Annotated in this window: 12 protein-coding genes; 9 read left to right on the top strand and 3 right to left on the bottom strand. The window is 62.2% G+C overall.

Annotated elements, in window-relative coordinates; all coding sequences use genetic code 11:
- Window positions 1-57 precede the first annotated feature (57 nt).
- The gene (gene pyrE, locus ACMGFL_RS02810; protein ID WP_436934017.1) at window positions 58-588 is read left to right on the top strand and encodes an orotate phosphoribosyltransferase; all 531 of its coding nucleotides are present in this window, start codon (window positions 58-60) and stop codon (window positions 586-588) included.
- Window positions 589-741: 153 nt separating this feature from the next.
- Complete coding sequence (locus tag ACMGFL_RS02815) at window positions 742-987, top strand: glutathione S-transferase N-terminal domain-containing protein (RefSeq protein ID WP_436934018.1); 246 nt, start codon at window positions 742-744, stop codon at window positions 985-987.
- A gap of 12 nt (window positions 988-999) precedes the next feature.
- On the opposite strand, the gene ACMGFL_RS02820 is transcribed toward ACMGFL_RS02815, so the two are convergent.
- Window positions 1,000-2,172 carry an NAD-binding protein gene (locus ACMGFL_RS02820; protein ID WP_436934019.1) on the bottom strand — a complete coding sequence of 391 codons (1,173 nt, stop codon included), beginning with the start codon at window positions 2,170-2,172 and terminating at the stop codon, window positions 1,000-1,002.
- Window positions 2,173-2,308: 136 nt separating this feature from the next.
- Here ACMGFL_RS02820 and ACMGFL_RS02825 point away from each other — a divergent pair, with 136 nt between their 5' ends.
- The 3 genes from ACMGFL_RS02825 (at window position 2,309) to ACMGFL_RS02835 (ending at window position 7,602) form a co-directional block, all read left to right on the top strand.
- Window positions 2,309-3,532: a potassium channel family protein gene (locus tag ACMGFL_RS02825; protein WP_436934020.1), complete on the top strand. Its 1,224-nt coding sequence runs from the start codon at window positions 2,309-2,311 to the stop codon at window positions 3,530-3,532.
- Complete coding sequence (locus ACMGFL_RS02830) at window positions 3,529-5,580, top strand: DUF8167 domain-containing protein (protein WP_436934021.1); 2,052 nt, start codon at window positions 3,529-3,531, stop codon at window positions 5,578-5,580. The genes ACMGFL_RS02825 and ACMGFL_RS02830 overlap by 4 nt, the downstream gene beginning before the upstream one ends.
- Before the next feature lie 72 nt (window positions 5,581-5,652).
- A complete protein-coding gene (locus ACMGFL_RS02835) occupies window positions 5,653-7,602 on the top strand; it encodes a DUF4838 domain-containing protein (protein ID WP_436934022.1) in 1,950 nt (649 codons plus the stop codon).
- A 93-nt stretch (window positions 7,603-7,695) separates the two neighbouring features.
- Here ACMGFL_RS02835 and ACMGFL_RS02840 read toward each other — a convergent pair whose 3' ends face one another.
- A complete protein-coding gene (locus tag ACMGFL_RS02840) occupies window positions 7,696-7,929 on the bottom strand; it encodes a hypothetical protein (protein WP_436934023.1) in 234 nt (77 codons plus the stop codon).
- A gap of 111 nt (window positions 7,930-8,040) precedes the next feature.
- Here ACMGFL_RS02840 and ACMGFL_RS02845 point away from each other — a divergent pair, with 111 nt between their 5' ends.
- The 3 genes from ACMGFL_RS02845 to ACMGFL_RS02855 all read left to right on the top strand — a co-directional run bounded on the left by ACMGFL_RS02845 (window position 8,041) and on the right by ACMGFL_RS02855 (window position 9,912).
- Window positions 8,041-9,033, top strand: a complete 993-nt coding sequence (locus tag ACMGFL_RS02845; RefSeq protein WP_436934024.1) for a radical SAM protein — start codon at window positions 8,041-8,043, stop codon at window positions 9,031-9,033.
- Window positions 9,034-9,097: 64 nt separating this feature from the next.
- Window positions 9,098-9,622 carry a DUF8173 domain-containing protein gene (locus ACMGFL_RS02850; RefSeq protein ID WP_436934025.1) on the top strand — a complete coding sequence of 175 codons (525 nt, stop codon included), beginning with the start codon at window positions 9,098-9,100 and terminating at the stop codon, window positions 9,620-9,622.
- Between the two features lie 8 nt (window positions 9,623-9,630).
- A complete protein-coding gene (locus ACMGFL_RS02855; RefSeq protein WP_495849325.1) occupies window positions 9,631-9,912 on the top strand; it encodes a hypothetical protein in 282 nt (93 codons plus the stop codon).
- Between the two features lie 20 nt (window positions 9,913-9,932).
- Here ACMGFL_RS02855 and ACMGFL_RS02860 read toward each other — a convergent pair whose 3' ends face one another.
- Complete coding sequence (locus ACMGFL_RS02860) at window positions 9,933-11,570, bottom strand: M48 family metalloprotease (RefSeq protein ID WP_436934027.1); 1,638 nt, start codon at window positions 11,568-11,570, stop codon at window positions 9,933-9,935.
- A gap of 283 nt (window positions 11,571-11,853) precedes the next feature.
- Between ACMGFL_RS02860 and ACMGFL_RS02865 the strand changes: the two genes are divergently transcribed.
- Window positions 11,854-12,228, top strand: a complete 375-nt coding sequence (locus ACMGFL_RS02865; protein WP_436934028.1) for a DUF7718 family protein — start codon at window positions 11,854-11,856, stop codon at window positions 12,226-12,228.
- The last annotated feature ends 615 nt before the right edge of the window (window positions 12,229-12,843 follow it).

Below are 12,843 nucleotides of genomic sequence, written 5' to 3' on the forward strand. Positions count from 1 at the left end.
TTGAGATCCCGACCAGAGACCGGCACACCCATTACGGGGCGGCGTTTGCTGGCCGATATGGACAAGCAAGCACTCATCGACCGGCTTCAGGAGACCGAAGCGGTCCGCTACGGCGAGTTCGAACTCGCAAGCGGCGGGACGAGCAGCTACTACATCGACAAGTACGCCTTCGAGACCGACCCCCAGACGCTCCAGGCCATCGCCGAGGCGTTCGCGGAACTGGTCGACGACGAGACCCTCGGCGGCGTCGCACTCGGTGCTGTGCCGCTCGTCGCTGTCACCAGCACCGTCGCCGGAAACCCCTCTGTGATCGTGCGCAAGGAGTCCAAATCCCACGGGACCGGCAACCGGATCGAGGGCGAGTTCGAACCCGGCGAGGAAGTCGTCGTGATCGAAGACGTCGCCACGACCGGCAACAGTGCCATCGACGCCGTCGAGGCGCTCCGCGAGGCGGGCGCGACCGTCGAGCGCGTGCTGGTGGTCGTCGACCGTGAGGAGGGAGCGCGCGAGAATCTCGCAGAACACGGCGTCACGCTCGACGCGCTGATCACCGCCTCCGAGTTGCTCGACGACCGCCCGCCAGAGTAACCGACCCGTCGCGCAGCAGTTGCCGACCCCGTGCACAGTCCTGTCTGCTATCGCTCATGCCGACTCCGCACGCAGTCCTGTCTACTATCGCCCATGCCGACCCCGCGCACAGTCCCGTCCGATATTTGTGTCCGCGCGCCCTACGGGCAGTCGATGGCGAATCTCGAACTGTACGAACTCGAAGGCTGTCCGTACTGTGCGAAAGTCAAGTCGAAACTCGACGAACTCGGTCTCGAATACGAGTCCCACATGGTCCCGCGCTCGCACGACGAGCGCACTGAGGTCGAGAAAGTGAGCGGACAGACCGGCGTCCCGGTCCTCGTCGACAACGAACACGGCATCGAGGGGATGCCAGAGTCAGACGACATCGTCGCGTATCTGGAAAAGACCTACGCCTGACGCTCTCGCCGGTCAGCCGCTTTCCTCTCCACCGTTGAAGACCCGGTCTGCGAGCGATTCGATGTCCTCCTCGCCGAGCGCGGAGCGAACGAGCAGGCGGCCGCCGATGACCGCCGGGCTGAGGACCGTGTCAGCGCCCGCTCGCTTGAGTTTGTTCACGTTGTCGCGGACAGTCGCGGCCGCGACGATGCGGGCGTCGGGGCTGAGTTCACGCGCCGTCAGAATCGCGAGCGCGTCCTCTGCGTCGTCGTTCGTCGCGACGATGACCGCCCGGGCGTGTTCGATCGCGACTGCGTGCTGGGTCTCCTCGTCGCTCGGGTCGCCGACAGAGACGTTGATCCCCTGGTCCCGGAGCAGCTGCGCCTGCTCTCGGTCGGGCGTCACGACGATAAATTCGGCGTCGTCTGCGAGTTCTTCGAGAAGCGGTTCGGTCAGTTCGCCGTAGCCGAGCACCACGACGTGGTCCTCGAACAGTTCGTACTCTGTGTCAGTCATGGTTCCGAGTGCACGCGAGAACCGCGCCTCGATGGCCGGTCCGAGCACCGACCCGAGCGTAATCGCAAAGCTTGCCGTTCCGAGCACGACGACCGAGATACCGAACAGTCGCGCCTGCTGGGACTGTGGCGTGATGTCTCCGTAGCCGACGGTACTCGCCGTGACGATAGTGTAGTAAAAGGCGTCAGTCAGCGTGGTGACGCCGGTGAACTCCTCCCGGAGCGCGAACGCGCCGACGCTTCCGTAGGTCAGCGTCCCCGTGAGTGCGAGGATGGCCGCAATCTGTGTCGTCGATAGCGAGATGGGTCTGTCGAAGCGCCGGTAGTTCACCAACAGCGCAGGCAAGGAGAGTATCGACAGGACAACGAGCGGCATCGAGTAGACGCTCACCTGAATGAGCCCCTGAATCGCCGTGACCGGGAGCAGGATGACAGTCGCGTACCACCCGACACGGAGCCCTCGTCGCAACGCGTAGGTGCTCAACAGCATGATGAAGCCGGTCAGCGTCCCGGTGAAGCCAGCGGCCGCCTGCACTTCGGGTGGCACGTACATATCGAGCGGCCCCGCGTGAACGCCGACAGTGATGTTCGCGATTCCTGTCCCGAGCGAGAGAAATGCGACGAGACTCGCAGAGATAACCGCAGCACGCACTCCGAACCACTGCCACCGTGTCTCTGCGGTCGGAGCCATGTTGCTCGAATCGATTGCTGACGGGTAAAGCGTACCGTTCTCCATTCGCTATTGCCGGTCTGCGATGCAGACACGCAGTTCTGCTCGTGATACTGGGGCAGAAACGCCTTTTAGTGACGACGGCCACACCGTAGGTATGGCATCGCTTCCGGCGGAGATCCTGCTCGGGATCTATCTCGGGTTGCTCGTCGGAATCCTCCCAGCACTCGCTTCGTGGACGCTCGGCTTCCTCTTCAAGTATTTCACGGGGGTGACGCTCCCGGGGTTCGGTGTGACGATTCTCGCAGTCGCGCTCGCCGGTGTCAACGGCGGGTTGCTCGCACTCGCCGACGAGACAGTGACACAGAGCCCGAACGCCCCACGACTCGTGACTGCGATTCTCGTCGTCGCCATGCTCGCGATGTACGCACACAGTAAGGGCGACCAGATGGCAACCGAGATGCCCCAGCGCCCGTCGCTCTCGTCGCTGCGGGGGCAGACCCTCTCTCGTGACCTGGCCGAGTTTCTCCACGGCGGCGACAAGGTTCGCGTCCGAATCGTGGGTGACGTCACGGATATGGAGGGGTATCCGCCGCTCCCCGAGGAACTCCGCGCAGAGTTGCGCACCACCGACCTGACCTTTCCCGCCGACCTGCGGCTCGACGAACTCGAAGCACGAGCGGCCGAAACGCTCCGGACGAAACACGACCTGGGCGACGTGTCGGTCAGCATCGACGAGCGTGGTCGCGCGACGGTCAGCGCCGCGCCGCCATTTTCCGGCCTCTCGAAGCGTGTCGGCTCCGGTCGACACGCCGTCTCCGTGGCCGGGTTGCTTCCGACTGGACTCGCCCGCGGTGACGAGGTGACGGTCATTACGCCGGACGCACAGGTTCGCGGGACGGTGCTGAGCGCGAAGACTGACGGCGCGGCACAGATCGACGACCAGCGCCTCGACATTACGCCCGAGACAGACGAGGACGACCACAAGACGCCGGTTCGTGCACCGACGACGAACGGCGGCGAGGGGCGACTGACGGTCGCAGTCACCCGGACGGACGTGCAACCGCTGTTGCGCGCAAGCGACGTGAAAATCGTCGTCGAGTCCCGCGGCACGCGCCGCGAGTACGAGGCGGTCTCGCTGCTCCGGCGCGCTGGCAGACACGTCCGCCGCCTCGCCGTGCGCCCTGACGGACCGCTCGATGGCATCCAGATCGGCCCTGCCAGACTCCCGGAAACCGAGGGGATCACCGTCCTCGCCGTGAAGAGCGCGGACGGGTGGCTGGTCGCACCCGAGGGGACGACGACACTCGAAGCGGGTGACGAACTCTTCGCGGTCGGGACGCGTGATTCACTCACAGCACTCGCCGGAGGGACGACATGATTCCGGTACAGACAACGGTCGCGCTCGCCGTGGACGTGTTCGCCCAACTCGTCGGTCTCGCCGTTCTCGCGGGCGTGCTCGCTGCGGTCGCAGCCCTGGCCGTTCGCTGGTACGCCCGCGAACCGGTCCCGACCGCACTCGCCTTGCTCGTCGGACTGAGCGGCGTCGCCATCTATCTCAACACCACGACGGTGCTGGAACAGGTCATCGCTGGGGAGACCGTACTGAGCGAGGAACTCGAAGTCGCGCTGTTCAACAGCAGCGCCTTCGTCGCTGGGACCGGCGGCGCGCTCGCTGGTCGGCGCGTCGGGGACCGCTTCGCGCGCGATGTCGTGTTGAACGACTCGACAACGCGCGCCGACAGCGAACTCGGACAGTTCGTCAGACACGTCGGCCGCGTCATCACGGTCACCGTCCCCGAGGAGATAGACGACGTGGTCGGCTACGACCCGGTTCCCGAGCAGACCAAGGAATCGCTCGCGGGCGAGTCCTTCGTCTTCCCGCGAAATCTCACCAGGGCGGAGCTGCGCGAGCGACTTATCGACCGACTCAAGAGTGACTACGCGGTCGGAACTGTCGACGTCGAACTCGCTGAAGACGGAACGGTGGCGTATCTGGCGGTCGGGAGCCGTCCGGCGGGAATCGGTCCGACGCTGCCGCCTGCGACGAACGCCGTTGCAGTCCGCGCAGACCCGGCGTTTGCCGCCAGCACGGGCGATCTGGTGCAGGTCTGGGAGACCGACCCGATGCGCCGCGTGCTCACCGGCGAGTTGCGCGGGGTCGCTGGCGACGTCGTGACACTTGCAATCGACTCCGGCGACACCCCGAAGGTCGACCCCAGACGCGAGTATCGGCTGGTGACGCTCCCCGTCGACGACCGACCAGAGCGGGAGTTTGCCGCGCTGTTGCGAAGCGTCGACCAGACGTTCTCGACTGCCACCGTCGAGGCAGGAAGTCCGCTTCATGGCCTCCCCGTCGGCGCGCTTTCGCTGCTCGTCGTCGCCGTCGAACCGGACGACGGCGACTCGGTGGTGTTGCCCGAACGGACCTACCTACTCGCCCCCGGCGACACCATCGCGGCGATCGGACTGCCCGAGGCGCTCCGCCGACTCGAAGCGGCGGCCGAACCGCTCGATCCGGGGGTACTCGAATCTGTCGCATCGCACGAGACCGAACAGTCTCGTCCGGAGACGCCCGAAACGAAACCGCCAGCAGCCACCGGATCGGCCGCAACGGACGACCACGAAGGACCCGTGGAGCGCACAGATGCGGCAGTCGACACCGGGGACGAACCGGCGGAGGCGCTGGGCAGGTCGGACGAACCGGTTCAGCCATCGGCCGACAGCGGATCTGAGGACTCCTCTGATCCGCCGATTGCGGGGCAGGCCGACGCGTCCACGTTCAGCGAACTCAAGGTCGAACTCGAATCGAGCGAGCCAGCCTTCGACTCCGAACTGGACGAGTCGGCTGAGCACTCCGAGAGCGACGACTTCGAGGGGAGCGAGCCAGCGGACGACGACGACCGCTCAGACCGCACCGAAGCAGAGGCCGACAGGACTGACGACGACTCCGACATGTTCGACGACGACCTGTCGGGGATCGATCTCGAAGACGGAGCGGAATCAGACGAGCGTCCCCGTGACGACCTTTCCGCGCTCGATATTGACGATGATGCTGATGACGGTTCCGAACTGCGCCTCGACGACGATGACCTCTCTGGACTCGACCTCGGCGACGAGGACGAGATGGGGGGTGGCGAGGACGAGACTGAAGATGACGAGACAGGAGTGGAGGAAGACGACGAGGCTGAAGACGACGAGACTGAAGGTGGCGAGGACGGCGAGACAGGAAGCGACGAGGACGACACCGACGACGAGGAGGGGGGCGACAGTGACGAGGAAGGTGACGGCAGTGACGACAGTGACGACGAGAGTGGCGGAGGCGGTTCGACGTTCGCACAACTCAAAGAGGAGTTCGAGTCCGGCGACGCCGACTGGGAGGACGACATCTCCGACAGTCCGGGCGGGGATATGCGCCTCGACGAGTGACACCCCGAGTCCAAACGAGCACGTGAGCGCCGTTGCTCGAACAGTTAAGATGGCCGCGGTCACACTGCCGGTATGGGTAGGGAATCACCGATTGCGGTGTATCATATTTCAGACGACGAGACCGTCGCGTTCGCTGGGGCCGAACTGGAGTCGTATCTCACCGAGATGACTGGCAGGTCCGTCTCGGTCACCGAGCGGTCTGCATACACGCCAGCGGATGGCGGACTCTGGCTCGGGACGGGGATAAAATTTCCAGATATCGACCTTCCGAACGTCGAAACCGAGCGACTCGACGACGCCATCCACGTCGATATCGAGGGGGCCGAGGGCGTCATCGCGGGCGTCAACCCGCGGAGTGTCCTGCTCGCGACCTATCGGTACCTCCGGGAACTTGGCTGTCGGTGGGTTCGACCCGGCGACGACGGGGAGATAATCCCCGAACTCGACTCGCTCCCGACCGTTTCCGTGGCAGAGACACCCTCGTATCGCCATCGCGGAATTACCATCGAGGGTGCGGTGAGCGTCGAGCACGTCACAGACATCGTCGACTGGGCGCCGAAGGTGGGATACAACGCTTACTTCATCCAGTTTTTCGACGGCTATCCGTTCTTCCGGCGCTGGTATCGCCACGAGAAAAATCCCGAACGCGACGCCGAGGCGTTCTCCGAAGAGCGCGCCAGGGAGTGCTACGAGCGCTGTGTCACGGAAATCGAGCGGTGCGGACTCGTCTATCACGAGGTCGGTCACGGCTGGACCGCCCGGGCGCTCGATATGCCCGTCCGCGGCTGGGAGACGGAGGATGTCGACGTGCCCGACGCAAAGCGCGAGTACCTCGCTGAAATCGACGGCGAGCGGACGGTCTACGAGGATATCCCGATCAACACCGAACTGTGCTACTCGAACCCGGAGGCACGACAGCTGGTCGTCGATGCAGTCGCGGACTACGCCGAGGAGACCCCTGCGATCGACATTCTGCACTTCTGGGCCTCGGACGCCCACAACAACCACTGTGAGTGCGCGGACTGTCAGGGGACGCGTCCTGCAGATTTCTACGTGCAGATGTGCAACGAACTCGACGCGGAACTGGCGGCCCGGGGCGTGGACACCCGCATCGCCTTTCTCATCTACACGGATCTGCTCTGGCCGCCCGAGCGGGAACGCTTCGAGACGCCCGAGCGGTTCAGCCTCATGTTCGCGCCGATCACTCGCTCGTACGCGTCCGGCTACGCCGACCTCGGTGAGATACCGGAGTTGCCGCCCTACGAGCGCAACGAACTCGACTTTCCAGCGTCACTCGAAGAGAACGTCGGCTTCCTCCGGGCGTGGCAGGACGTGTTCGACGGCGACAGCTTCGACTTCGACTACCATCTCATGTTGAGTCACTACCACGACCCCGGAACCATGCAGGTCGGGAAGATCCTCGCCGACGACATGCGGGACCTGGACGTGCTCAGTCTCGATGGAAACGTGAGCTGTCAGGTGCAACGCGCCTTCTTCCCGACTGGCTTCCCGATGACCGCGATGGCCGCACGGCTCTGGGATCGGGACCGACCGTTGGACGACATTTTCGACGAGCATCTGGCTGCGGAGTTCGGCGACGACGCCGCCGAGGTACGTGCGTATCTGGAGCGGCTTTCGGATGCGTTCGACCCGCTGTATTCGAGCGACGCGGGCATGCTACAGGACGGTGACCTCGACTTCGACGACGAGGCGGTCGCCACACTCGAATCCGTCCCCGATATCGTCGAGGCGTTCACACCGAGGATCGAGGACAACATCGAACAGCAGACGGGTACGCACAAACAGTCCTGGGTGTATCTCAAAGAGCACGCGGGGATCTGTGCGACGCTCGGCTCGGCACTGGCCGCGCTCGGGCGAGGCGAGGAGGCGCGCGCTCGGGACAGCTGGCAGTCAGTCCGCTCGCTGGTCCTGAACCGTGAGGAGACACTTCATCCCGTCCTCGACGTGTTTACCTTCGTTCGGGTGTTCGACGCGCTGTTCGGCGTCGACGACACGGTATAGCCGCTGTTCAACGTCGACGACACAGTGTGCTCTCTCTCGATTGCGAGATATAATCGGTCAGTCGATCCCCCGGATCGAGCCACGGCTGTTCGCTCAATTCGGCTTCTGGATGTAGATGATCGCATACGCGAGCGTTCCGATCGCCATCGCAGCGACTCCCCAGATAGCGATCAGCGGCGGAGCGTCGTGCGGTCCGAAGACTGCGTCCAGTCCGAATGCGGCCGTCAGCAGGATGGCCCCGAGGATCACCACCTGCAGTGACACCGAGTGTGAAATGACGCCGAGAATTCCCCCGCTTTGCCCGTTCGCTTCAGTACTTGCGGCCATATTCCTGTCAGAACACCAGACACGGATAAAGCTTCCGGGATTTCCGCTGTGACGGACGTCGTTTCAACTCCGTATGGTTTTTGACTGCCGCGCCCCAATCGCTCTCACTGAATGATCTCGAAAGGCTGTGAACAGTGTGCGAACGGCGGCAAGATGGTACTCTTTGTCTACGGCTACTGTGACCAGCGCGATTGTTTTTACTGCCCGCTCGGCGAGAACCGCAAGAACGTCACCGACGTGTACGCAAACGAGCGTCGGGTCGAATCTGACCAGGATATTCTCGACGAGGCGCGACGGATGGACGCACTTGGGACGTCGATCACTGGCGGGGAGCCACAGGAAGTGCTCGACCGAACCTGTCGGTATCTGGATCTGTTGAAGACGGAGTTTGGCCCAGACCATCACACGCACCTGTACACCGGCATCACCGGCGGGCGCGAGAACATGCGCCGCCTCGCCGAGGCCGGACTCGACGAGATTCGGTTTCACCCGCCGCTGGAGCAGTGGGGTGATCTGCACGGCACCGAGTGGGAGGACATCCTCTACATCGCTCGCGAGGAAGGACTCACGCCAGCCTTCGAGATTCCGGGCATTCGCGCGGAACCGGAGTTTCTCGACTTCCTCGACGAGGGGGCCGCGGATTTCTGTAACATCAACGAGTTCGAGATGAGTCAGGGCAACTTCCGACGGATGCAGGAGGAGGGCTTCGAGCGAAAGGAGGGACACATGAGCGCAGTCGAGGGCAGCCACGAGATACTCGACGTGATGGGTGACCACGAGCAGGTGTACTTCTGTACCTCCGTGTTCAAAGACGCCGCCCAGCACCGGAATCGGCTCAAGCGGATGGCCAGAAACGTTCGCCGCCCCTTCGACGAAGTGACCGACGACGGGACGCTGGTGTACGGCAAGACCTGGATCGACGCCGACCGACTCGACGAACTCGGAGTTCCATCCGAGTATTACACGGTCAAGGACGACCACGTCGAACTAGCGTGGTGGCTCCTCGAAGAGATGCTCGACGAAGCAGACCTCTCCGAGGGGGAAATCGTCGAACAGTACCCGACCGTCGACGGGAGAGTCGTCGAACGGACCCCGCTCGCCTGAACGCACCGGTCGAACGAACACATATAAGCCATGCGAACACACCAGTCAAACAACCGTCACTCACATGACTCTCCTCACCCTCACACGCGTGCTCGCACATCCTGCGACGACCAACGGATTCGATATCGACATCGATATCGCAACCGGACTGGGCGGCGGTGCCGTTGGGTCCTTCCTCACCACCTTTCTCGTCGGTGCGATTCTGATCGCCATCGCACCCGCGTACGTGGAGCGGATGCTCGACGAAATCAGTGAAGAGCCAGTCGAGTCGTTCGCGTACGGCATCGCGGCCCTGCTCGGACTCGTTGTGCTGACGATCGCCCTCGTCCTGACGATTCTGGGAATCCTGCTGGTCATTCCGCTAATCGTCCTCGCAGTCGTGGTGTGGGCAATCGGGTCGGTCATCGCCTTTCTCGCGATCGGAGAGCGCCTCCTCGACGCGGATAGCGCCGACGACTGGCTGAAACCGCTCGCCGTCGGCGCGGCGATAAACGGAGGGCTCGCTCTGACCGGCATCGGCGGTCTCGTCTCCTTCTGTATCGGGGCCGCCGGGTTCGGTGTGATACTTCGCGACCGGCTGAGCGGGTGACCCCTGGGATGGTCTATCTCTCCCACCCCGTTCGTCGCATGTCCACCGACCCATTCGAAGACGAGGACGCTACACTGGTTCTCTCCTGTGACTCCGCGGCTGATCTGAACGCGGTCAGCGACGCCGTCGAACGGTCCGGTGGCACCGTCGACGCGCGCCTGCAGTACCATACACTCCGCATTCAGATCCCCGAGCGAGCGGTCTCAGAGCTCACCGAAATCGATGGACTCGAATCGATCGAGACGGACAATACAGTCGGCATCGGCGGCGACGCGGGCGAGGATGTCTGAGTCAGGGAGTGCAGAATCCCCTACAGCGGGCCGAAGACGATGAGTACGACCAGCCCAATCACCGTGAGCAGACCGCCAGCGACGAGTCCGCCGAGGCGAATGAACCCGCGGATAGACTCATCGGATGTCTGCAGTTCCTTGAGTCCGACCCACGGACTTATCCCGCGGAGATACCAGCCCTCGACGGTGACCGATTCGCCGATGAGTTCCGGCACCCGGCGGATCGAAAAGAGCAGATTCCCGAGGAAGGGGAACCAGCTTTCGTATTTGAGAAACATCAGGCCGGTGGAGTCCTTGAACATCAGGTCTTCGGAGAAGCGATAGCCTGCCGTCCCGCGGCCGATCAGTTTCCCGTCGAGTCGTGCGATGGAGGCGTTGACCGGCGATGCATACGGATCTGCGAGCAACTCGATGACGGTCGTCTCCTCGGGCGTTCCTGGGGGGTACTTGTACAGCGTCCGGACGATGGATCCGAGGCCGACGATGACCAGCCAGCCACCGACGAAGGCGGCGAGCGAGAACGTGATGGCCTCGGTGTACACGCCCGTCAGATACGCGAGCGGAAAGCCAACCGCTGCGACGGCCGGAAGCACGAGGACGGCCATATCGCGGAGAAACTCTGCATACATCCGACGGCGGTCGACGGGGAACCGGTCGAGAATGTCGTCGAAATCGAACCGCTGTGCCCCCTGTACCTGCGAGAGCGTCCTGACGCGCTTGCCAGTCAGCGGGTGTGTGGAGTTGAGTTCGAGCAGTTTCGCCCACGGGTTCTTCAGGTCGAACAGAAAGGCGCGCAACAGGAGGTCCGGGTCGTCGTTCTGGGTCGCGTTGTGGTACATCATCCCGTCGTTCTTGCTCGAATCGACGTTCATGATGCCGATATTTCGCGTCGCCTTCGAGAGTTCGGGGTTGTCCTCGCTCATCACGATGCCGTAGGCAATCTTGACGAGCGCCGAGGAAATCTGGTCGGGGTGGGTGTACTCGGCGGCGAAGCGGTCGGCAGCGTACTCCCGGACGCGACTGAGGTACAGCACCATGTACTCACCAACGAACCAGAGTACGTACGAGAGGACGGCCACCCCGAACAGAATCTTGTTCGCCTGATTGTCCTTATTCGAGCCGCTGTGAGCGCCGAATCGCCAGGAGTGGATGGCGACCAGATACAGGATCTGGACGATGGTGTTCGCGACCGTCATGATGATGAAATCCCGACTCGTGATGTGGCCGAGTTCGTGTGCGACGACGCTCGCCGTCTCCCCGTCGTCGAGAAACTCGAAACACCCCTCCGTGAGGACGATGCGGCCGTTGAACCGCGCCGTCCCGTAGGTGAATGCGTTCGGATTGCTGTCCTCGATGTAGCCCAGTTTGGGCGTGTCGTAGCCGTACTCGTCGGTAACCGTCTCGATGACGGCGGCCGACTGTGGGCTTCGCTCGCGCAACTCTTCGAGTGATATCCACTCCATGCCGTACAGCCACTGGTAGATGAAGTCGTTTATCGTCGGAGTGACGAGCAACAGGAGCAGATTCAGGACGACGACCACCGCGATCGCGAGGCCGACGTTGATGTACCCGACTGCCACCATCACCCCGAGGACGACGACGAACAGAAACGACGAGAGCACCGACAGCGTCAGCAGCGTTGCGAATGCACGTCGCATTAGTGTGGAGTGTGCCGGAATCGAATAAAAAACCTCGTGTTGGATCGAAGCACACGCTGGGTCAGTTCCAGCGAAGGATTGAGTGTATACGCTGGCGAAGCGTTCCCGAGTGCGATCGAAGTGCCTGGGCTTTTTGCTCACACTTCTCACGTTGCGAGGGGTCACAGACCTCTCGAACGATACGAACGGGTCTGCAGCCGTGAGGGGTTTGTTCTTCGAGCGAAGTCCGCCGTGGAAAAAGGTAATATGGGATCGCCCGGTTTCCAAGTAAGAGGTTCACGCCATGAGTGAGTACGATATTGCGCCGCCACCGACGAGACTCAGTAATAGCGTCCAGCTTCGATTTGCATTCAGTAAGGACACGGGGACAGTAACGAAGTTCATGGTGCAATTGGAGTACTGGCTCGACGGCGACTGGCAGACGGTCGTTCGATACGATCACGACCGAGACGCAGAAGGCGGACACGACGTTACAGAGGAAGGGCTTCACCGCGATCTTTACCGTGAAGGGGTGAAGTACCGGGTCGAGGAAGTTACCGGGCCGATTTCAGCGAACAAAGGCTTCGAGCTCGCCGAAGAAGATTTGAAGGAGAACGTCCAAGAGTACATACGGAGATTTGAACGATGGCTCGGAGTGAAAGACAGGAGCAACCTGTGAACGACGAAGAACTAGAGGAGATGCCGGAGAAAATCGAAGAAGCTTTCGACGAGGTGCGGGACGAACTTCCCTCCGAAGACGACGAATAGATTCATCGTCTATTTTTCGAGACTATCTGAACGTTCTTGTATCAAGATATATTGCGTTCGGATACTGATATTGTACTATGCTTCGGCCCTCCATCCGAATGCAGCTGTGTCTTGTGCTCGTCGTGGTACTGTCGGGTTGTCTTGGTGGAGTTGGCCCGTCAGAGACGGAGCCGACGGAGGAAACACCAGAGCCGTATCCCGGGTGCACAAATCTGTACCCTGATACCGATCCAGCCACGTTCCAGTGTCCCATCTCAGAATACCCTCCAGATATTCACTATATTAACCGTGGCACAGAACAACATACGCTCTCGACTCGCATTACGCGAGCGAATGGAAGCACGGTTTTCTCTGAAGCAGTAACACTCTATGCTTACTCAACCGATCTATCCTCATCAGGTAGCTGGGATGATGTTATCGACTCACCGGGCGAGTATACGATTCATGCAACAATAGACAATTCCACAACAGAGACGGCTCAGTGGAATGTTTCTGAGCAATACCTCGGGATAGGACTTACTGAATG

Origin of the sequence: Halovenus marina, from assembly GCF_051414115.1 — an archaeon.
Classification (GTDB): Archaea; Halobacteriota; Halobacteria; order Halobacteriales; family Haloarculaceae; genus Halovenus; species Halovenus marina.

Excerpts from the sequence above, each read along its gene's own strand:
- pyrE (WP_436934017.1), top strand. The coding sequence starts at position 58 with ATGGACAAGCAAGCACTCATCGACCGGCTTCAGGAGACCGAAGCGGTC.
- ACMGFL_RS02815 (WP_436934018.1), top strand. The coding sequence starts at position 742 with ATGGCGAATCTCGAACTGTACGAACTCGAAGGCTGTCCGTACTGTGCG.
- ACMGFL_RS02865 (WP_436934028.1), top strand. The coding sequence starts at position 11,854 with ATGAGTGAGTACGATATTGCGCCGCCACCGACGAGACTCAGTAATAGC.
- ACMGFL_RS02835 (WP_436934022.1), top strand. The coding sequence starts at position 5,653 with ATGGGTAGGGAATCACCGATTGCGGTGTATCATATTTCAGACGACGAG.
- ACMGFL_RS02845 (WP_436934024.1), top strand. The coding sequence starts at position 8,041 with ATGATCTCGAAAGGCTGTGAACAGTGTGCGAACGGCGGCAAGATGGTA.
- ACMGFL_RS02825 (WP_436934020.1), top strand. The coding sequence starts at position 2,309 with ATGGCATCGCTTCCGGCGGAGATCCTGCTCGGGATCTATCTCGGGTTG.
- ACMGFL_RS02860 (WP_436934027.1), bottom strand. The coding sequence starts at position 11,570 with ATGCGACGTGCATTCGCAACGCTGCTGACGCTGTCGGTGCTCTCGTCG.
- ACMGFL_RS02840 (WP_436934023.1), bottom strand. The coding sequence starts at position 7,929 with ATGGCCGCAAGTACTGAAGCGAACGGGCAAAGCGGGGGAATTCTCGGC.
- ACMGFL_RS02830 (WP_436934021.1), top strand. The coding sequence starts at position 3,529 with ATGATTCCGGTACAGACAACGGTCGCGCTCGCCGTGGACGTGTTCGCC.
- ACMGFL_RS02855 (WP_495849325.1), top strand. The coding sequence starts at position 9,631 with ATGGTCTATCTCTCCCACCCCGTTCGTCGCATGTCCACCGACCCATTC.
- ACMGFL_RS02850 (WP_436934025.1), top strand. The coding sequence starts at position 9,098 with ATGACTCTCCTCACCCTCACACGCGTGCTCGCACATCCTGCGACGACC.
- ACMGFL_RS02820 (WP_436934019.1), bottom strand. The coding sequence starts at position 2,172 with ATGGCTCCGACCGCAGAGACACGGTGGCAGTGGTTCGGAGTGCGTGCT.